Source organism: Micromonospora globbae (genome assembly GCF_036184225.1).
GTDB lineage: Bacteria > Actinomycetota > Actinomycetes > Mycobacteriales > Micromonosporaceae > Micromonospora > Micromonospora globbae.
The window spans coordinates 1,644,353-1,665,169 of sequence record NZ_CP108084.1 but is presented as its reverse complement, the minus strand read 5'-3'; the positions used below and the strand labels follow the sequence as shown (position 1 = coordinate 1,665,169).

General features: G+C 71.8%; 11 protein-coding genes. 6 read left to right on the top strand and 5 right to left on the bottom strand.

Annotated features, from left to right (window positions below):
- Nucleotides 1–16: 16 nt before the first annotated feature.
- Nucleotides 17–1,495, top strand: a complete 1,479-nt coding sequence (locus OG994_RS07345) for a glutamate--cysteine ligase (protein ID WP_328852620.1) — start codon at nt 17–19, stop codon at nt 1,493–1,495.
- Nucleotides 1,496–1,516: 21 nt separating this feature from the next.
- On the opposite strand, the gene OG994_RS07340 is transcribed toward OG994_RS07345, so the two are convergent.
- The 5 genes from OG994_RS07340 to OG994_RS07320 form a co-directional block, all read right to left on the bottom strand.
- Nucleotides 1,517–2,461: an ion transporter gene (locus OG994_RS07340; protein ID WP_120326931.1), complete on the bottom strand. Its 945-nt coding sequence runs from the start codon at nt 2,459–2,461 to the stop codon at nt 1,517–1,519.
- An 85-nt stretch (nt 2,462–2,546) separates the two neighbouring features.
- Nucleotides 2,547–3,719 (bottom strand): zinc-dependent alcohol dehydrogenase, encoded by a 1,173-nt coding sequence (locus tag OG994_RS07335; protein ID WP_328852619.1) that lies wholly within the window; start codon nt 3,717–3,719, stop codon nt 2,547–2,549.
- A gap of 26 nt (nt 3,720–3,745) precedes the next feature.
- The gene (locus tag OG994_RS07330; protein WP_328852618.1) at nt 3,746–4,702 is read right to left on the bottom strand and encodes an SRPBCC family protein; all 957 of its coding nucleotides are present in this window, start codon (nt 4,700–4,702) and stop codon (nt 3,746–3,748) included.
- 208 nt (nt 4,703–4,910) lie between these two features.
- Complete coding sequence (locus OG994_RS07325; protein WP_328852617.1) at nt 4,911–10,184, bottom strand: PxKF domain-containing protein; 5,274 nt, start codon at nt 10,182–10,184, stop codon at nt 4,911–4,913.
- A 280-nt stretch (nt 10,185–10,464) separates the two neighbouring features.
- Entirely contained in the window at nt 10,465–11,496 is a 1,032-nt protein-coding gene (locus OG994_RS07320) for a LacI family DNA-binding transcriptional regulator (RefSeq protein ID WP_120326928.1), read from the bottom strand.
- 281 nt (nt 11,497–11,777) lie between these two features.
- Between OG994_RS07320 and OG994_RS07315 the strand changes: the two genes are divergently transcribed.
- The 5 genes from OG994_RS07315 to OG994_RS07295 all read left to right on the top strand — a co-directional run bounded on the left by OG994_RS07315 (nt 11,778) and on the right by OG994_RS07295 (nt 20,814).
- Complete coding sequence (locus tag OG994_RS07315) at nt 11,778–13,076, top strand: ABC transporter substrate-binding protein (protein ID WP_328852616.1); 1,299 nt, start codon at nt 11,778–11,780, stop codon at nt 13,074–13,076.
- 102 nt (nt 13,077–13,178) lie between these two features.
- The gene (locus OG994_RS07310; RefSeq protein ID WP_120326927.1) at nt 13,179–14,108 is read left to right on the top strand and encodes a carbohydrate ABC transporter permease; all 930 of its coding nucleotides are present in this window, start codon (nt 13,179–13,181) and stop codon (nt 14,106–14,108) included.
- 7 nt (nt 14,109–14,115) lie between these two features.
- Nucleotides 14,116–15,075 (top strand): carbohydrate ABC transporter permease, encoded by a 960-nt coding sequence (locus OG994_RS07305; RefSeq protein ID WP_120326926.1) that lies wholly within the window; start codon nt 14,116–14,118, stop codon nt 15,073–15,075.
- Between the two features lie 8 nt (nt 15,076–15,083).
- Nucleotides 15,084–17,099 carry a glycoside hydrolase family 127 protein gene (locus OG994_RS07300; protein ID WP_328852615.1) on the top strand — a complete coding sequence of 672 codons (2,016 nt, stop codon included), beginning with the start codon at nt 15,084–15,086 and terminating at the stop codon, nt 17,097–17,099.
- Between the two features lie 16 nt (nt 17,100–17,115).
- Complete coding sequence (locus OG994_RS07295) at nt 17,116–20,814, top strand: OmpL47-type beta-barrel domain-containing protein (RefSeq protein WP_328852614.1); 3,699 nt, start codon at nt 17,116–17,118, stop codon at nt 20,812–20,814.
- The last annotated feature ends 3 nt before the right edge of the window (nt 20,815–20,817 follow it).

Genomic DNA, 20,817 nt, shown 5'->3' with positions numbered 1-20,817 from the left:
TGACTGGGTGGTGACCATGGGCGAAGAAGTCGGCGTGCGGAGCTTCAGCCGGGAGGATCGGGCGCGGTACCGCGACAAGGTCCGCCGCTGCCTGGACGTCTTCGCCGAGATGCTGCGGGAGTTCCGCTTCGACGTCGACCGCCCGATGACCGGGCTGGAGATCGAGCTGAACCTCGTCGACGACGACGCGCAGCCGACCATGCGCAACGCCGACGTGCTGGCGGCCGTCGCCGACCCGCACTTCCAGACCGAGCTCGGCCAGTTCAACGTCGAGATCAACGTCCCGCCGCGACGCCTGTCGGGCACCGGCACCGCCGAGTTCGAGGAGCACGTGCGGGCCAGCCTGAACGCCGCCGAGGAGAAGGCCCGGACGGTCGGCGCCCACATGGTCATGATCGGCATCCTGCCGACCCTGCGTCCCGACCACCTCACCGCCCGGACGCTCTCGGCCAACCCCCGCTACGAGCTGCTCAACGAGCAGATCTTCGCCACCCGCGGCGAGGATCTGCGGATCGCCATCAACGGCGTGGAGCGGCTGGCGGTCACGGCCGACACCATCACCCCGGAGGCGGCCTGCACCAGCACGCAGTTCCATCTCCAGGTCAGCCCGCCGCAGTTCGCCGACTACTGGAACGCCGCCCAGGTCGTGGCCGGCGTCCAGGTGGCGCTCGGCGCCAACTCGCCGCTCTTCTTCGGGCGGGAGCTGTGGCGGGAGACGCGGATCCCGCTGTTCCAGCAGGCCACCGACACCCGGCCCGAGGAGATCAAGGCGCAGGGCGTACGCCCCCGGGTGTGGTTCGGCGAACGCTGGATCACGAGCGTGTTCGACCTGTTCGAGGAGAACGTGCGCTACTTCCCGGCGCTGCTGCCGGTCTGCGATCCGGAGGACCCGGCCGAGGCGCTGGCGGCCGGCGGCGTGCCGAAGCTCGCCGAGCTGCGGCTGCACAACGGCACGATCTACCGGTGGAACCGGCCGGTGTACGACGTGCTGCGCGGCCGGCCGCACCTGCGCGTCGAGAACCGGGTGCTGCCCGCCGGGCCGACCGTCGTCGACACGGTCGCCAACGGCGCCTTCTACTTCGGGCTGGTGCGGGCCCTGGCCGAGGCCGACCGGCCGCTGTGGTCGCAGATGTCGTTCAGCGCCGCCGAGGAGAACTTCACGAGCTGCGCCCGGTACGGCATCGAGGCGCAGGTGTTCTGGCCGGGCCTGGGCTACCTGCCGGTGACCGAGCTGGTGCTGCGCCGGCTGCTGCCGCTGGCCCACCACGGCCTCGACCGGTGGGGTGTGGACCCGCGGGAGCGGGACCGGCTGCTCGGCATCGTCGAGCAGCGCTGCCTGACCGGGCGCAACGGGGCGACCTGGCAGGTGGAGACGCTGCACCGGCTGGAGTCCGCCGACCACCTGGACCGGCCGGCGGCCCTGCGCGAGGTGGTGCGCCACTACGTCGACCTCATGCACAGCAACCGGCCCGTGCACGAGTGGCCGCTGCCCTGACCGGTCGGCCCGCGTCGCCCGTCAGCCGGCCGACGGCCGGCCCGTCCCCTGCCGGGCGTGCCCGTCCTCGCGGTCGATGCGCAGTTCCCGCTCCAGCTCCGCGACGACGGCCCGCAGGTCGTCCAGCCGCTGGGTCAGCGCGATGCGGTCCACCTCGTCGGGTACGCCGTCGCCGTCCTCGTCGTACCCGGGCGCCAGGCGCTCGGTCATCTCCAGACGCCGGGCCTCCTCCATGGAGTTCACGATGACCGCGATGAGGATGTTGAGCAGCAGGTTGACGGTGATGACCACGTAGCTGACGTAGTAGAGCAGCGTCCACGGGGACACGGCCATGCCCTGCTCGATCAGGTCGGGCAGGGTCTCCAGCGACAGCAGCACGAACAGGGTCAGCAGGGAGCGGCCGATGTCGCCGTACTGCTCCGGGTACGTGTCGGCGAAGATCAGCCAGCCGACCATGCCGTAGACGTACAGCGTCACCACGGCCAGCGCGAGGAACCCGGCGACGCCGGGGAGGCTGCGCAGCAGTGCCGCCACGATCGTGCGCAGCCCCGGGGAGAAGCGCACGAGGCGCAGCACCCGGGCCACGCGCAGCACCCGCAGCAGCGCCGGGTCGCCGTGCAGGCCGGGCACGAAGATCGCCAGCGTGACGAGGAAGTCGAAGATGTTCCAGCCGTGCCGGAAGAAGTCCTGCGGGCGGCGTCCGTAGGCGAGCAGCCGGATGGCGATCTCGGTGACGAACGCGACCCGGAACGCGAGTTCCAGCCAGCGCAGCACCGGCCCGGCCGTGCCGAGGTGCGGGAACGTCTCGACGCCGAGCACGACCCCGTTGGCCACGATGAGGACGACGATGGCGACCTCGAACGGCCGGGACCGCACGGCCCGGGCGCAGCGGTCGGACAGCGTCGGCCGGCCGGACGTGGACGCGCCGGTCCCCCGCCGCGGCCGGGGCACGGGGGTGCCGCTCACCGGCCGATCGGCTCCGCCACCAGCGTCCCGACACGGCGATCATGGGTGGTGGCGCGCATGGCGACAGCCTAGCGAGCCCCGGCGGTCAGACCGAGAGCAGCACCTTGGAGCACTCGTCCTGCTTCTTCTGGAAGATCTTGTAACCCTTCGGCGCGTCCTTGAGCGGCATCCGGTGGCTCACGATGAAGCTGGGGTCGATCTCCCCGCGCTGGATGCGCTCCAGCAGCGGCCGGGTGTAGCGCTGCACGTGGCACTGCCCGGCGCGCATGATCAGCGACCGGTTCATGAAGGCGCCCATCGGGAACTTGTCGACCATCCCCCCGTACGCGCCCACCACCGAGACCACGCCGCCGCTGCGGCAGGCCAGGATCGCCTGCCGCAGCGCGAAGGGGCGCTCGGTCTCCGCGCGGACCGCCTGCTTGGCCCGGTCGTACGCGTAGATGGCCGCGTTGCCGTGGTGCCCCTCCAGGCCGACGGCGTCGACGCAGGCGTCCGGGCCCCGTCCCGCGGTCAGTTCGTTGAGCGCGTCGAGCACGTCGGTGTCCTCGTAGTTGATGGTCTCGGCGCCCACGTGCTCGCGCGCGAGCCGCAGCCGGTACGGGTACCGGTCGATGACGAACACCCGCTCGGCGCCGAGCAGACGCGCGCTGGCCGCCGCGAGCAGGCCCACGGGTCCCGCGCCCCAGATCGCGACGACGTGCCCGGGCTTGATGTCGCACATCTCCGCGCCCATGTAGCCGGTGGGGAGGACGTCGGCGAGCATCACCGCCTGGTCGTCGGGCACCTCGTCGGGCACCTTCACCGGGCCGACGTCGGCGAACGGCACGCGGGCGTACTCGGCCTGGCCGCCGGCGTATCCGCCGAGCAGGTGGGAGTAGCCGAAGATGCCGGCCGGCGAGTGACCCATGATCTTCTCGGCGACGCCCGCGTTGGGGTTGGAGTTCTCGCAGACGGAGAAGAGGCCGCGCTGGCAGGAGTTGCAGTGCCCGCAGGCGATCGGGAACGGGACCACCACCCGGTCGCCGGGGCGCAGGTTGCGCACCTGGGGGCCCACCTCGACGACCTCGCCCATGAACTCGTGCCCGAGGATGTCGCCCTTGCGCATGGTGGGGATGTAGCCGTGGTAGAGGTGCAGGTCGGAGCCGCAGATCGCGGTCGTCGTGATCCGTACGATCGCGTCGCGCGGATTCATGATCGACGGCTCCGGCACGTCGATGACCTTGACCTTGTCCTTGCCCATCCAGGCGGTGGCCTTCATCGTTCCCCTCCTCGCACTCGCCCGGTTCAGCGCCGCAGGCCGGCCGGCAGCGGCTGCGCGGGCCGCTGCATGACCTGTTGCCGCACCGAGATCCCGTCGGGGCTGCCCTCGGACCGCACCACGTCCCCGGTCTCCAGCACCTGCTTGAAGCGGCGCAGGTCGTCGCGGACCTGCTGCTCGGGCTCCTCGCCGAAGAGCTTCGCCACGGCCCGGCCCACCGCGCCGCCGGGCGGCGCGTAGCCGAGCTGCACCCGGACCTCGGTGCCGCGGTCGCCGGGCGCGGGCACGAACCGGACCCGGCCGGCGTTGGGCACCCGGGCGCCGGGCAGCGACCGCCAGGCGATCGACCGGTTCGGCTGGTCGTCGACGATCTCCGCGTCCCACTCGATGTGCCGGCCGGCCGGGCCGCGTGCGATCCAGTGCGAGCGGCGCAGGTCGTCGGCGCGGACGGCCTCCAGGTGGGACAGGAAGCGGGGCAGGTTCTCGACGTCGCGCCAGTACCGGTACGCCTCGGCCGGGGTGCGGTTGACCGTCACCCCGAGGTCGACGCGGATCATCCGGCCCCGGGCGCGGTGGGCCCGGGTGGCGCCGACCGCCGCGATCAGGTCGAGGGCCGTGATGCCGGCGACGACGGCCCCGGTGAGGGCGACGCGGCGGCGCCGCTCGCCGATCCGGTCCGCCCAGGCGCGGGCGAGCAGGGTGAGATCCACGGCGTCGCCCGCCACCCGGCTCCAGGCCCAGCCGGCCCGGCCGCCGCTGAGGACGAGCCCGAGGCCGTGCCCCAGCTCGCGGGCGCCGACGGCGGGGATCAGCGTACGGGCCTGGGGTGAGTCGTCCACGCCGGTCAGCCGGGCGAGCGGGCCGGTCGCGGCCACGGCGCCCGCTCCGAGCGCGAGGCTCAGCCAGCCGAGCGCCCGGGGCAGCAGGGGGTCACGGGTCGGATCCTCCAGCTCGGGCAGGAGCACTCCGTCGATACGGTTCACGTCGGTTCCTCCACCGGGGCGGGGCCGCCGGACGGGCGGCCGGCGGTCGCGCCGCCACCGTGACGCTATGCCCTGCGCCGACCCGATGCGCCCGGTTCCGCCGATAACGCCCTGTCCCTACCCACGGGCCGGCGGCCGCTCGGTGCGAGCCGGGCGGGCAGGCGGAGGGGCCGCACGAGGCGGCCCCTCCGCGTGGGTACGTCGGTCGTTACCGGAGCGCGAACAGCGCGGTGACGCTCGACCCGTCACGTGCCGTGGCCGTGACCGTGTAGCAGGCGCCGGGGGTGGCCGGCGTCTTCCAGTTGTAGACGAACTGGCCGGCGTCCGGGTCGTACCTCAGCCCGGTGGCGCCGCTGGTGACCGTCTCGACGTCGTCCGTCCCGGTGGCGTCGCCGCACGCTACCCGCTCGGCGGCCATCGTCACGAGCGCGGGGTCGGTCAGCTCGGTGTCGCCCGAGAACACCTCGAACTTCAGGGGCACCGTGCTGCCGCCCTTGACCGTGTTGACGGCACCGCCCATGTCGACCGGCTCGTGGAAGCCCTTCACCGTCCACGGCAGCACCGTGTACGTCTGCGTGGCCGTGCCCACGTTGCCGGCGACGTCGGTCGCCGTGGCCGTGAGGGTGTGCGTGCCGACGTCGGTGCGGTAGCCCGTGACCACGCAGCCCGCCGGCCCGGAGGTGGCGTCGCTCGCGCTGCACGTCGGAGCGGGCGGCACCGCCCCGAACCGGACGATGCCGAGGGTGGCGTCGAACCTCGCGGTCGGCGCGACCGTGTCGACCTTGATCGTGACGGCCTTCGCCTCCTCGACGTTGCCGCGCTCGTCGGTCGAGCGGTACTCCACCCGGTGGCTGCCCTGCTGGTCGACCACGACCGGGCTGCCCGGGTAGGTCGTCCACGGCCCGTCGTCGAGCCGGTACTCCGTGCGGGCCACGGCGAAGGCGTCCGTCGCGGCCAGCGTGAAGGACGGGACGCTCGTGTACCAGCCGTCGCTGCCGTCCGGCTGCGCCGGCGACCGGGTGAGCGCCGTCGTGGGGGCCACCGTGTCCTCGCCGACGGTCAGCGTCAGCGTGGTCCGCGTCGCGCCGGCCTCGCTGACGTAGTCGGGCAGGACCAGGTCGCCGATGACGGTGTGACGGCCGGGCGTGTCGACCACGCTCCGGTCGAAGCGCCACTCGACGCCGATGGCCTGGTTGTCCCGGGAGCCGTCGTTGTAGGACACCTCCACCTTGTCGGGCAGGTAGGGCAGCTCACCCACCTCCACGGTCTGCGCGAACGTCTCGACGCCCTGGATCGAGATGCCGCCGTGGGACATCTCGGGCCGCACGTAGACGCGGGCCTCGGCGACCAGTCCGTACGCGTCGTTCGTGCCGTAGACCACGAACGGATCGACGTTGGGCTCGGCCACCATCTCGGGCGTGATCTCCTGCCACCTGAACGCGGCCTTGCCGCGGGCGCCGCTCGCGTAGACCGCGTCGAGCTCGCTCGGCAGGGTGGGCACCTGGCCCACCCCGGTCCGGATCAGCACGGGTGAGCGCACCGAGTCGACCGTCTCGCCGTTGGCGCGCCAGCGCAGCACACCGGTGCCCGCGCCGCTGCCCATGACGCCCCAGATGCGGATGCGCAACCGGCTCGTCGTGATCGGCGCGAAGTCGAGGTGGTTGTAGGCGTTGAGGGCCAGACCACCCGCGTACGTCGACCCCTTGGTGAGGGTGACCGGCGTCCACGTGGTGCCGTCCGAGGAGGTCTCGACGGCGTACGTCGTGGCCGTCGGCCGGCGGGTGCCGCCGTTGTCGTCGTACCAGTAGATGTCGGTGGAGGACAGCCGCACCGGCGAGGTCCAGCTGTACTGGATCCACGCCTCCCGGGCGACGCTCGTGCCGTTCTGCGGCTGGCCCCAGTTGCCCCAGCCGTTGCCGGTGCCCGGGTTCGAGTTGGCCGGGTTGGTGGCCTCGTTGACCCGCTGGTGGTTCTCCCACGACGCCGTGCCGCTGGTGGTGACCGTCGCCGAGGAGCCGAACTCCGCGGAGACCGCCCGCCTCGTGAGGGTCACGGCGACGGTCGCCTCCGACCGCTTGTCGCCGTCGTCGGCGACGAACCGGAACACGTAGTCGCCGGGTACGGTGCCGGTCACCCGGGTGGCCAGCGCCTTCGGGTCGGAGAAGATGACGCCGGCCCCCTCCGGCGCCGAGGCGGTCTCCCAGCCGAAGCGCAGTTCGTCGTCGTAGGGGATGCCGTCGTCGGACGCCGTGCCGACCAGGCGGGTGGACAGGTTGCCGTCCGCCGAGGCGTCGCGGGTGGCCGTGACGACCGGCGCCTGGTTGGCGACGGGCGGCACCTCACGGCCGGAGTCGAACACCTGGATCTCGGAGATCGCGGTGTAGTACGTCGGGCTGTTGGTGAAGGCGACGCGCAGCTTGTCCGAGGTCACGGTCGTGAAGAGCGCCTCGTTGAACTTGGCCGCCGGGACGGTCGGGTTCTTGAACTGGCCCGGCACCTCCTTCCACCCTCCGTCGCCGTCGGGCACCTGGACCCACCAGCGCGCGGGTTCGTGGTAGCCGCCGGCCTGCCGGTCGCTGACGAAGGTCACCTTCACGTTGTCGAACGCCTTGGGCGATCCCAGGTCGAGTTCGACGTAGCCGTTCTTCTCGGTGGTGCCGTGGTTGCCCCAGTACGGCTCGTTGGCGGTCACGCCGTCGGTCACGGCGGACAGGGACACCGGCCGTTCCGTCTCCCTGATCGCGCCGGGCGTGTAGTTCATCGAGGTGGTGCTCCACCCCGGCGTGTGGAACTGCCGCCACGGGGTCGGCCGGGCGCCCTGCTGGGTGTACGACGAGCTCAGCTCCGCGCCCGCCGCCAGGTTCGGCGCGTCCTCGGTGAGGTCGATGCCGGCCGTCTTGAGGTACGTGACGACCCGGTCGTCGGTGATCGGGGTGTCCACGGCGCTCGGGAACGTGGTCCCGCCGGACGCGGTGAAGGTGACGGTCAGACCGTCCTCGGCCTCCACCCTGTTGGTGTTCGGGTCGTAGGTGAGCCGGCCGAGCTTGTCGGTGCTGACCTTCTTCTCGCCGTCGAGGAACAGGCTGTAGCCGGCGCCGAGACCGTACCTGCTGCCGTCCGGGTCCCACACGACGGTGACGTCGTGCCCGTGGTAGCGCAGGTTGTTGACCATGAAGTGGTCGTAGCCGAACCGGATCGGCCACAGCTCGATCCTGTCGTCGGAGCGTGGCTGGAGACCGGCCATGTCCTCGACGAAGATGTAGTTCATGTTCCCGAGCATCACGTGGTTCGGGTTGTTGCGGTTGTAGGTCCTCGTGGTCGGGTTCCAGTTGGAGTAGTACTCCGCCTGGTTCGGGGCGCGCAGGTCGGCGTTCGGGTAGATGCTCCAGGCCATCCAGTCGAGCAGCCGCTTGGCGTACGCCGGGGTGATGTACTTCTGCTCCGGGTCGTAGTGGCGCAGCGCCGAGCGGACGCCGCGGTACTGCACCGTGAAGTTGATGTTGGAGAAGTTGTTGGAGCCGCCGATCCCGTAGGCCGCCCGGTCGTACTGGTTGGCGGTGTAGAACGGGAAGATCGGGAAGTTGTCGCCGTAGGTCAGGAACCGGAAGCCGTCGACGTACTTCTGCCACTCGTCGAACGGGATGAGGTTCTCGGCGTAGACGTCGTAGAGGTTCGACTCCTTGGCCGGGATCAGGTCGCGGGCGTCCGCGGGCAGCGGGTTCGGCCGGCCGTTGGAGCTGGCCGCCGAGGTGGCGCCGTGCGAGGTGCCGGCGAGGAACATCCGCATGTCGGGGCTCCACAGCCGGCCGAGGACGGCCGCGCGGATCTCGTCGGCCCGGGCCGCCATGGCGTCCACCGTGGCCCGGTCGGCGCCGGAGAGCTGGTACAGCTGGCGGGCGGCGTCGAACGCGCCCCAGACGTACGCCGACTCGGGACGCTCGATGGTCCGCGCACCGGGCGCGCCGGCGTTGGCCTTCGGGAAGCCGAAGCTGATGGCGTCCGCGTCGTTGCCCGGCATGTAGTTGGTGTCGTAGGCGATGAGGTTGTCGTCGTTGCCGTCGTAGTGCTCGAGCTGACCGACGCCGTCACCCTCGAAGTAGTGCGCGAACTTCCGGGCGATCTCCCGGCCACCGCCGTGCACGTTGTACGCCTCGAGCCCCGCCGTGCCGAGGTACTGCGAGTAGTGGTTGTTCCAGCTCGTGTGGCCCGGGCTGTCGAGGAAGGCCGAGGAGCCGGACAGCTCACCGATGTTGAGGATCTGGCCGTACGGCAGGTACGGCGTCCGCAGCCACTTGGTGTCCTGCAGGTGCATCGGCTGGGTCAGGGCCACGGCGTTCTGGTAGAGGTGCGACCCCTCGACCGTCGTGGGGTACTGGTAGACGTAGCCGGGCGCGTTGGCGTCGAGGGTGTTGTAGCGCTCGCCCCACCAGCGGTAGACGATGGCCTTCTCGAGCGCGGCGTCGGGCACGTCGATGTAGGGGACGTCCTGGGCCCAGCGGCGGTGGAACTCGGTGATGCCGGTGCGCACCGCCTCGGCCGGCGGCATCTGCGCGTACTGCCGGTAGCTCGTGACCGTCCCGGGCAGCGTCGCCGACGAGACGGCGCCCACGACCGACAGCGACACGGACCCGCCGGCGGGCACGGTGACCTGCCGGTCGAGGTTGCTGCCGTCGCGGGTGAAGCCGGCGCCGGTGAGGTCGATCGTGACGGTGTTCCAGGGCGTGTCGACCAGGCCGTTGTTGGCGCCGCTGGTGATGGTGCGGGTGCCGGTGAGCTCGGCCGCGCCGTCTCCGGCCCGGGTGGCCAGCGGCGAGGCGGCGCGGACGGTGAAGGTCGCCGGGGAACTGCCGGGGTTGCTGAAGTCGATGGCGGTGACCGCGACGTTGTCGTACGTGATGAACTTCGTGAGGTCGGCCGTGACTCCGGTCGTGCCGATCGTGTACCGGCTCCTCGCGTGGCTCGGCGCGTTGAACCGGTTGGCGTTGACCTCGGTGACCGTCTGGCCGGGCACCGTGACGGTGTACAGGTTGCCGAGGTTGTTGGGCCCGCCGACGTACGTGCTGCCGGCGAAGCCCATGACGGTGAAGTTGTTGTTGCTCGCGCCGCGCATGTACAGGGAGCGGCCTCGGGTCATCAGCACCGCTGACCCGAGGGTTCCGCGCACCCCGAGGACGCGGTCGAGGTAGTAGTCGGTCCCGCCGGCGGCCAGGTCCTTTTCGAAGATCGACTGGTGCATGTTGCCGGCGGTGAACGGGACCCCGGGTGCGAGCTGCGCGGCGACGTCGCCGACATTGCTGTAGACGGGGTCGCCGATGTCCATGACATGGCTTCGCCCGTCGGTGTAGCGCCCGATGTCGCTCTCGTTGCCGGGCAGGACGGGGCCGTCGGCGTGGGCGGCGGAGGGCAGCCCGACGATCCCTCCCACCATGAGCGCGGCCAGGGCCGTCCAGACCGGCCCTCTCCGCGTGCGTCTACTGGTCATCTCCTACCTCCGTGAGCCGGTGTGGGGACGGCGACGCACGGGCGCGGGGGGTCCGCCGGGATGGGAAGCAGTGGTGGTCGGACACGCTCCGTGCGTTCACGTGACCGGAGTCACTAGCGCTCACCTTGGCGTACGAAAACCTTTTCGGCAAGATGCCCGCCGATGTCAATTCGGCCGCGACGGGGTCACGGGTCCACCGGGGCGACGCCGGCGTCACCCCGCACGGCGAGGCGGCCCCCGCCGCGGCCGGGGCCGCCCGTCGCCCGCGGCGGTGGTCAGGTCACCGGCGGGCCACCGTGGAGCCACGGATGACCAGGCGGGGCGCCTGGGTGTGTACGCCCCTGCCCAGGTCCTCGCCGTCGAGGGCGGCGAACACGCGCTGGGCCGCGGACCGGCCGAGCAGTTGCAGGTTCGGGTCGATGCTCGTCAGCTCCGGCCGGGAGTTGGTGACCATCTCGTCCCAGTTGTCGAACCCGATGACCGCGATGTCGCCCGGCACCTTGCGGCCCTGGTCCCGGGCGGTGTCCAACGCGCCCCGGGCGATCTGGTCCGAGCCGCACAGGACCGCGTCGATGTCCGGGTGGCGTTCGAGCAGCACGGCGGTGGCGTCGCGGCCCCAGCGCTCCGACCACTCCGAGTACATCACCTCGCCGACCAGTTCCAGACCGGCGGCGTCGAGCGCCTCCAGGGCGCCCCGTACCCGGTCCTGGGCCGCCGCGTAGGAGGGGTCGCCCGTCACGTGCGCGATGCGCTGGCGCCCGCAGCTGATGAGGTGCTCGACGGCGAGCCGCCCGGCGGCGACGTTGTCCGGCACGAGCGACAGGTCCTCCGGATCCTCGGACGGGGCGTACACGTACACGACGGGAACCGGCAGGTCGTGGCCGATGGACGGGCGCGCGTCGGTCCGGCTCCCGACCACGATGAGGCCGTCGACCCGGCGGCTCAGCAGCGCCTTGAGCTGGTGCTGCTCGCGGATGGTGTCGCCGCGCGCGTCACACAGGAAGACGTTGACCCGGCCCGCCCCGAAGGCGTCCTCGGCGCCCATGAGGATGGGGATGACGAACCGGCCCTGAAGGTCGCTGGTGAGCAGGCCGACCGTGCCGGTGCGGCCCACCAGCAGGCCCTGCGCGAGCGTGTTGGGGACGAAGGACAGCTGCTCAGCCGCCTGCAGCACGCGGGCCCGCGTCCGCGGCGCCACCTGGCTGCGCCCGTTGAGCGCCTTCGACGCCGTGGCCACCGAGACGCCGGCAACCCGTGCCACGTCCGTCAGGGTCACGGCCTTGCCGCCCCCGGCCTGGTCCTTGCCCGCCATGCGCTCTCCTCCATCGTTGCGGCCGCTCCCTGCGTCAGGACGCCGAGTGCTTGACGAGGGTGACGTCGGCCACTACTTTACACGAAACGAAAAGGATTTCGGTGCTTTCGGCGACAGGCACCGATCACGGTTCGTTACGCGATCTTCGACGACAACGACGGACTCCGACGCATCCCGGGCCACCCGTACCGGCATCGTCGCGGGGCCGGCAAGACGGGGGCACCACACCACCACCGGGGCCGTGCAGCGGCTCCCGCTCACCGATGGGCGAAGGAGTAGCGATGAAGATATTCCACCGGCGTGGCGGTCTGCGGGCCGCCATGACACTCGGGCTCAGCGCGGCCGTCCTCGCGCTGGCCGCCTGCGGCGGCGGAGGAAACGGGACGCCGGGAGCGGCGGTCAGCGTCGCCGCGGAGGGGACCGACGACGGCAGCGAACTCACGCTCTGGACGCGCGCGCCCCTGGAGAAGCAGGCCAAGCTCCTCGTCGAGGCCTACAACAAGAGCCACAAGAACCAGGTCTCCCTCACCGTCGTCCCGAACGACGACTACGTCGCCAAGGTGGGCGCCGCGGCCGGTTCCGGCGGGCTGCCGGACCTCTTCGCCGCCGACATCGTGTACGTGCCGAACTGGGTCCGGCAGGGCCTGTTCCGCGACATCAGCGCCAACATCGACGGGCTGAGCTTCAAGGACTCGATCAACAAGGGGCACCTCGGCGCGGGCACGGTGGACGGCAAGGAGCACGTCCTGCCGTTCGTGCTCGACCTGTCGATGCTGTTCTGGAACAAGGCGCTGTTCAAGGAGGCCGGGCTCGACCCCGAGAAGGCGCCGGCGACGCTCGAGGAGTACGCCGACGCCGCCAAGAAGATCCAGGCCCTGGGCAAGAAGGACGTGTACGGGACGGCCACGGGCCTCAACTGCGGCGGGTGCCTCGTCTTCACCTGGTTCCCGAGCATCTGGGCCGCCGGCGGCCAGGTGATGAACAGCGAGGGCACGCAGGCCACCTTCACGAGCGAGCAGAGCACGAAGGTCCTCGACACGTGGCGGGACCTCTGGAAGTCCGGCGCCGTGCTGCCGTCGTCGAAGGACGAGACCGGCGCCACCTGGACCGCGGGGTTCACCGAGGGCAAGGTGGGCCTGATGTTCTACCCGGCCACGCTGCTCTCCTCGACCCCGTTCGACGCCGGCGTGGCCGGCATCCCCGGTCCCGGCGGCGGTGCGTCCACGTTCGTCGGTGGCGACGGCATCGGCATCTCGAAGGACTCCAAGAAGGCCGCGCAGGCCTGGAACTTCCTCAACTGGATGATGTCGGAGGAGGCCCAGGTCGAGGTGCTGGCCAAGAACAACGACGTCGTCTCCCGCGAGGACCTGGCCAACAACACGTACGCCGCCAAGGACCCGCGCCTCGTGACGATCAACGAGGTGGCCGGCAAGGGCCAGACGCCCGTCGCGACGAACTTCCAGCAGGCGTACAACGCCGCGAACAGCCCGTGGCTGAGCCTGGTGCGTGACTACGTGCTCGGCGACGGCGGCAAACTCCAGTCGAACAACGAGCAGATCACCTCGGTGCTGTCCCAGTAGCAGCCCACCGCCCCCGGCGCCGGGCCCGGTCCGTCGACCGTCCGGGTCCGGCGCCGCCGTGTCCCGCTCCCCCGCCCCCGCAGTTCTCTTGGAGGCCACACCATGAGTGTGTCCATGATGTCCGGCCGAGCCGGACGGTCCCGCCGGCGCTCCGGCCCGGCATCACCCGCACGACGCGGTCAGGCCGTCAAGGGGTGGCTCTACGTCTCGCCGACCGCGGTGTTCGTCGCGGTCCTGTTCGTCGTGCCGCTGCTCCTCGTCGTCAGGATGTCGCTGTCGCGCTGGCCGCTGCTCACCGGCGACCAGGGCTTCAACGCCCCGGACAACTACACGAAGGTCCTCGACAACCGGTTCTTCGCCGACTCGGTGGTCTTCACGGTCAAGTACACCGTCCTGGCCACCGTCCTGCTCATCGCGCTCGGCCTGGGCCTGGCCCTGCTCGTGCAGGAGTCCAGCCGCTGGAAGGGGCTGCTGCGGGCGTCCTTCCTGATCCCCAGCGCCCTCGGGCTCGCCTCCGCGTCCCTGCTGTTCTACGTGCTCTACTCACCGATCGCCGGTCCCGCCGCGGACCTCATGGCGAACTTCGGCTGGACGTTCCTCGGCAGCCCGAACGCCGCCCTGTTCTCCACGGTGTTCCTCATCGTCTGGCGGTTCGCCGGCTTCTACATGCTGCTGATGCTGGTGGGTCTTCAGGGCATCCCGTCCGAGCTCTACGAGGCGGCGCGGATCGACGGCGCGTCCCGCTGGCAGACGTTCCGGCGGATCACCCTGCCGCTGCTGAGGCCCACGCTGGCGTTGACCACGATCATGTGCGTCACCGGCTCGCTGCTGGCCTTCGAGCAGTTCTACATCCTCACCAAGGGCGGGCCGGACAACAGCACCATCACGGTCGTCCAGCTCATCTACATCATGGCCTTCCAGGGGCAGAACGACCTGGGCGTGGCGGCCGCGCTGTCGGTCATCGCCCTCATCGCCCTGGTCGTCATCAACGCCGTCCAGCTACGGGCCTTCCACAACCCGGACGAGAAGTGAGGGCGACATGAGCACCCACGTACCCACCCCGGCCGGCGCCCCGGTCGCCACCGAACCGGACGCCGGCCCGTCGGCACACCCCCTGCCCGGCGCCGCGAGGCCCGCGCCGCCACGCCGCCGTCCCGTCCGCCGTGCCCCCACGACCCGCGTGGCCGGCCTGGTCCTGCGCACCCCGTACTGGATCTTCACCGGGAGCCTGGCCGTCATCTTCCTGTTCCCGCTGGTCTGGACGGCCGTCTCGTCCGTGTCGCCGCAGGCCGGCACCAACCAGACCGACGGGTGGGGAGTCGGCAACTACCGCACGCTGGCCGACTACCAGGCCGGTATCTGGCAGTACCTCGCCAACTCGGCGTTCGTCTCGCTGACCACCGTCGTGCTCACGCTGGCGATCTCCCTGCTCGGCGGGTACGCGTTCGCCCGCTTCAGCTTCCCCGGCCGGAACATCCTGTTCCTCACCACCCTGGCGATCCTCATGGTCCCGTACGCGACCATGCTGATCCCCCTCTACGTCCTGCTCAACGAGCTGAACCTGCAGAACTCGCTCATCGGCGTGGCCCTGGTCCTCACGATGTTCCAGCTGCCGTTCTCCACCTTCATGATGCGGATCTCGTTCGAGGCCATCCCGCGCGAACTGGACGAGGCGGCCCTCGTCGACGGGTGCTCCTCCTGGGCCGCGTTGTGGCGGGTGCTGCTCCCGGCCGTCAAACCCGGCCTGATCACCGTCGGCCTCTTCGCCTTCCTGACGGCGTGGAACGACTTCATGGCACCGCTGATCCTGATCAACGACTCCGACAAGCTCACCCTGCCGCTCGCCGTCTCCAACCTGCGCGGGCAGGTGCAGGGAGTCGTCGACTACGGGGCCACGGAGGCCGGGGTGGTGGTGCTGGCCCTGCCCTGCATCGTCCTGTTCCTGCTTCTGCAACGTCACTACGTCCGCGGCTTCATGTCCGGCGCCTTCAAAGGATGAACCCCACGATGACCATCGCAGATCCACGGACCGCCCGCCGTCGGGCCGGGTTCGTCCCCGCCGCTCCCACGACCGGGCGGCTGCGCCCGTTGGGCCTGGACGAGGTCCACATCACCGGCGGTTTCTGGGCCCAGCGGCAGTCGGTCAACCACCGGCACACCCTGGCGCACATCGGCCACTGGCTGGAGCGGGAGGGCTGGCTCCCGAACTTCGACCGGGCCGCCGCCGGCTCCCTGCCCGAGGGCCGGCGCGGGCGGGAGTTCTCCGACTCCGAGGTCTACAAGTACCTCGAGGCGCTGGCATGGGAGATCGGCCGCACCGGCGACGACGCGCTGGAGGCCACCTTCCGGGCCGCGGTCGACCGGGTGGCCCGCGCCCAGGAGCCCGACGGCTACCTCAACACCAACTTCGGGCGGCCCGGGCAGGCGCCCCGCTGGTCCGACCTGGAGTGGGGCCACGAGCTGTACTGCCTCGGCCACCTGTTCCAGGCCGCCGTGGCCCGGGGCCGCACCCGGCCGGACGCCGACGACGGCCTGCTGGCCGTCGCCTGCCGCGCCGCCGACCTGGTCTGCGCGGTGTTCGGCCCCGACGGCGTCCAGGGCGTGTGCGGGCACCCCGAGATCGAGGTCGGTCTCGCGGAGCTGGCCCGCCTCACCGGCGAACCGCGCTACCTGCGGCAGGCCGAACTGTTCGTCGCTCGCCGCGGCACCGGCACGCTGCGCCCGATCGAGTGGGGCCAGCAGTACTTCCAGGACGACGTGCCGGTCCGCCGGGCCACGGTGCTGCGCGGTCACGCCGTCCGGGCCAACTACCTGGCGGCCGGCGCGGTCGACGTGGCCGTCGACACCGGCGACGAGGAGCTGCTCGCCGCCCTGGCCACCCAGTGGGACAACACGGTGGCCCGGCGTACGTACATCACCGGAGGCCAGGGCTCCCACCACCAGGACGAGGCCTTCGGCGAGGACTGGGTCCTCCCACCGGACCGGGCCTACTCCGAGACCTGCGCCGCCATCGCCTCGATCATGTTCAGCTGGCGGCTGTCGCTGGCCCGCGGCGACACGCGCTACGGCGACCTCATCGAGCGGACGCTCTACAACGTGGTCGCCACGTCCCCCTCGGCGGGGGGAACCGCGTTCTACTACGCCAACACCCTGCACCAGCGCACTCCCGGCACCGTGCCGGACCCGGACACGGCATCGCTGCGCGCCGAGTCCTCCCTCCGGGCCCCCTGGTTCGGGGTCTCCTGCTGCCCCCCGAACGTGGCACGCACCTTCGCCAGCCTCGACGCGCTCGTCGCCACGACCGACCCGCAGGGCGTCCAGGTCCACCAGTTCGCCACCTGCGAGATCCGGACCCGGCTGGACAGCGGCGAGGTCGTGGCCCTCGACGTGGAGACCGACTATCCCCGCTCCGGCTCGGTCCGCGTCACCGCGAGGCGCGACGCCGTCGACCCCTGGACGCTCTCGATCCGCGTGCCCGCGTGGGCCGGCGGGGCGCGACTGGTGGTGCACGACGCGGCCGGCGACGTCAGCACCGAGTCCGCCGCCCCGGGGTGGGTCACCGTGCGTCGCGCCTTCCGTGCCGGGGACGTGGTCGAGCTGGTCCTCCCGATGCGGCCCCGGCTCACCCACCCCGATCCCCGGATCGACGCGGTCCGCGGCAGCGTCGCCGTCGAGCGGGGACCCGAGGTCTGCTGCCTCGAGTCCGTCGACCTGGACCGCGCGAGCCACGGCACCGTCACCGACGTCGCCGACGTCCGGATCGACACCGCCGCCGGCGTCGACGACCAGGACGGGCGGCCGCTGGTGCGTCTCGTCGCGGCGCCGGGCGCCGGGCGGGACCGCCCCTGGCCGTACGCCGAGCGGCCGCTGGAGCCGGCGCCGTCGGTGTCGTTCGACGTGCCGCTCATCCCGTACCACGAGTGGGCCGAACGCGGCCCGTCCACCATGCGCGTGTGGTTGCCCGTCGCCACGCCGCCGGTCACGGCGGACACCACCGACGACCAGGGCTCGGCGCAGTCGTGACGAGGAGGTCGGAACCGTGAACAGCATCCGGCGCGACGCCGCGCCACGGACCCGCGGACCGGTGAGCCGCTTCCGCGCCGCGCTCGCCGCGGCGGCGGTGGCCGGTCTCGTCGCCGGCGGCATCACCGGGGTCGCCACGCCGGCCCACGCCGCCGACTCGTACACCTTCACCAACACCGGCAACCCGATCCTCGGCGACGGCAGCTACTACTCCGCCGACCCGGCGCCCGTGGTCGTGCCGGCCGGCGCCCCCGGCAACGACAGCGGCCGGGACCAGCTCTACATCTACACCGGCCACGACCAGGCCGGGCCGTCCACGAACGACTTCGTCATGAACGAGTGGGGCGCGTTCCGGACCGGCGACGTCGCGTCCGGGCAGTGGACCCACTTCCCGTCACTGATGCGCCCGGAGGCGGTCTTCGCCTGGGCGACACCGGGCCGCGCGTACGCCGGGCAGATGATCCAGGGCGTGGACGGCCGCTACTACTGGTACGTCCCGGTCTACGAACGGGACAGCCCGGCGGCCGACAGGTTCGCCATCGGGTTGGCCGTCTCCGACAGCCCGACCGGCCCGTGGAGTGACCACGTGGGCGGCCCGCTGATCTCCCAGCGGGTGCCCACGGCGAACACCATCCAGAACATCGACCCGACGATCCTCATCGACGGTGCCGCCCCGAACCAGCGGGTGTACGTCTACTGGGGCACGTTCGGCCAGCTGCGGATGCTCGAGTTCGCGCAGGACATGAAGACGCCGGTCGGCACCCAGCGTGCCGTCTCCGGCCTGACCGGCTTCTTCGAGGCGCCCTGGATCTTCAAGCGCGACGGCACCTACTACCTGGCGTACGCCGGCAACAACGCCGGCCCGACCTCGCCGTGCACCCCGGCGAACTACCACGCCTGCATCGCGTACGCGACGGCGTCGTCGCCCACCGGGCCGTGGACCTACCGGGGCACCATCCTGCGGCCGGTCTCCTCGACGACGAGCCACCCCGGCATCGTGGAGTTCGACGGCCGGTGGTACCTGGCGTACCACACCGCCGACGCCGTGGGCGGCGGCCACTTCCGCCGGTCCGTGGCGATCGACAGGCTCGAGTGGGACGACAGCCTCACCCCGCCGCGGATCAGGCCGGTCACGCCGACGCCCGTCAAGGGGCGCGACCTCACCCCTCGGCCGAACATCGCCCAGGAGGCGACGGTCACCGTCTCCAACGAGCCCGTACCCACCCAGTACTGGGTGAAGGCGCTCAACGACGAGATCGTCCGGTCCAACCCGCTGCCACCGGACATGTGGGGCACGTGGACCGGTGACAACCCGCCGCAGCAGTGGGTGCAGTACACGTGGGACCAGCCGATGCGGATCTCCGGTTCCCAGATCGACTTCTGGAACGACCAGCCGCAGGGCACCGGCGTGGGCGTCGCGGCGCCCGCGCGCTGGCGCATCCAGTACTGGAACCTCGCCACCGGGCAGTGGGTCGACGTGCCGAACCCGAGCGGCTACCCGACCGGCACCCGAGGCTTCCAGGACACCACGTTCGACCCGGTGACCACCACGCAGGTGCGGGCGATCTTCGACGCGTCGACCAACGGCAGCACCTACTCGGCCGTCGCCGTCGAGGAGTGGAAGATCCTCGCCGCACAACCGCCGTCGGTCACCCCACCGCCGATGACGGTCGAGGTGGGCGAGACCGACCTGCCCGGCACCGTCCCGGTGTCGTTCGGCGACGAGACGCTGCGGGTGCCGGTCTTCTGGGACCCGGTGACACCCGAGCAGGTCGCCGCCCCCGGCACGTTCACCGTCCGGGGCACCGTGCTCGGCTACGCCGCCGACCGCGTCGCCGCGCAGGTCACCGTGATCTCACCGGGCGACACCGAGGGCGACGAGACGGCGCCGACCCTGACCCTCACGCCCGTCGGCAGCGCCGGCGCGGCCGGGTGGTTCCGGTCCGCCGTACGGGTGCGGGTCGCGGCGGTCGACGACCGTGGCGGCCGGATGACCATCACCGCCCGCCTGGACGACGGGGAGCCGGCCGTCGCCACCGACGTGCGGTACGTCGACGTCACCGTCTCCGGAGACGGACGGCACACGGTCACGGCGACCGCGACCGACCGCGCGGGCAACGTGTCGGCGGTCGCGGACCTCGCCGTACGGATCGACGCCACCGCGCCGGTCAGCACGGGCACCGTGGACGGCGACACCCGCACGGTCACGGTGACCGCGAGCGACGCGACCTCCGGGGTGGCCCGCATCGAGTACGCCATCGGCGCCGGAGCGTGGACCACCTACACCGGCCCGATCGCGGCGCCCGACGCCGACCGGCACACCGTGTCGTTCCGCGCGGTCGACGTGGCGGGCAACCTGGGCACCGCCAGGACGGTCACCGTCCCGGCGGACCTGTCGGGGCCGCTCACCGGCAACATCGCCCCGCTCGCGACGCCGTCCGCGTCCTACACCGCCGGCTGGAACAGCCTCACCGCGCTCAACGACGGCGCCGACCCGCCGAACCCGAGCCAGGCGCAGATCTGGGGCACCTGGTCCGGCAGCCGCCCGGCGACGCAGTGGGTCCAGTACGACTGGTCCCGCCCGGTGCGGATCACCGGGACGGAGCTGAAGTTCTGGCGCGACTCGAACCGCGGCAGCGGAGAGGGCGTCGCCGAGCCCGACGGGTGGGTGCTGCAGTACTGGGACGAGGCCGGCTCCACCTGGCGCGACGTGCCCGGCGCGTCCGGCTACGGCACGAGCACGACGGCGTTCAACACCGTGACGTTCGACCCGGTCACCACGCCCCGCGTGCGGGCCACCATCCGGGCCAACGGCAACGGCACCACCTGGTCCGCGGTGGCGCTCACCGACTGGCGGGTCTTCGCCGACGACCCGGGCGACACGGTGGCGCCGACGACGACCGTGGCCTGGTCGCCGGCGGAACCGGACGGCGACGACGGGTGGTACCGGACCGTCCCGTCCTTCACGCTCACCGCGACGGACGCGTTCGGCGTGGCCGACACCCGGTACCGGATCGACGGCGGCGAGTGGACGGCGTACCCCGGCACGGCGGTCCCGGTCGACCAGCAGGGCACCCACCGCGTGGAGTACCGCTCCACCGACCGCCGCGGCAACGTCGAGGAGCCGGGATCGGCGACGGTCCGGGTGGACACGGTCGCACCGACCGCGACCTTCGACTCCACCATCGGCGTCGTCCACTTCGGCTCCGTGCCGCCCGCCCCCACGTGCACGGCGAGCGACACCACCTCCGGTCCGGCGGGGTGCGTCGTGAGCGGCTACCGCACCACCGTCGGGACGCACACGGTCACGGCCACGGCGACCGACGTCGCGGGCAACACCGCGACGGCGACGCAGACGTACACGGTGCTGCCCTGGACCGCGAAGGGGTTCCACCAGCCGGTCGAGATGGACGGCGTGCGCAACCAGGTCAGGGCGGGCAGCACCGTGCCCCTGAAGTTCGAGCTGTTCGCGGCCGACGAGATCACCGACACCGACGCCGTGACCATGACGGCCGCGCGGATCGACTGCGCCACCTCGTCCGGCGTCGAGGCCGTCGAGGTCCCCACCCCGGGCAGCACCGCCCTGCGCTACGACACCACGGCCGGGCAGTTCGTCTTCACCTGGAAGACACCCACCACGCCCGGCGCCTGCTACGCGGTCACCGCCACGGCGGACGACGGGACCGCCCTCCGGGCGCTGTTCCACCTTCGATGACGG

Bases quoted from the DNA above. Each gene is read 5' to 3' on its own strand.
- OG994_RS07345 (WP_328852620.1), top strand. From the start codon at position 17: ATGGGCGAAGAAGTCGGCGTGCGGAGCTTCAGCCGGGAGGATCGGGCG.
- OG994_RS07335 (WP_328852619.1), bottom strand. From the start codon at position 3,719: ATGAAGGCCACCGCCTGGATGGGCAAGGACAAGGTCAAGGTCATCGAC.
- OG994_RS07325 (WP_328852617.1), bottom strand. From the start codon at position 10,184: ATGACCAGTAGACGCACGCGGAGAGGGCCGGTCTGGACGGCCCTGGCC.
- OG994_RS07320 (WP_120326928.1), bottom strand. From the start codon at position 11,496: ATGGCGGGCAAGGACCAGGCCGGGGGCGGCAAGGCCGTGACCCTGACG.
- OG994_RS07315 (WP_328852616.1), top strand. From the start codon at position 11,778: ATGAAGATATTCCACCGGCGTGGCGGTCTGCGGGCCGCCATGACACTC.
- OG994_RS07310 (WP_120326927.1), top strand. From the start codon at position 13,179: ATGAGTGTGTCCATGATGTCCGGCCGAGCCGGACGGTCCCGCCGGCGC.
- OG994_RS07305 (WP_120326926.1), top strand. From the start codon at position 14,116: ATGAGCACCCACGTACCCACCCCGGCCGGCGCCCCGGTCGCCACCGAA.
- OG994_RS07300 (WP_328852615.1), top strand. From the start codon at position 15,084: ATGACCATCGCAGATCCACGGACCGCCCGCCGTCGGGCCGGGTTCGTC.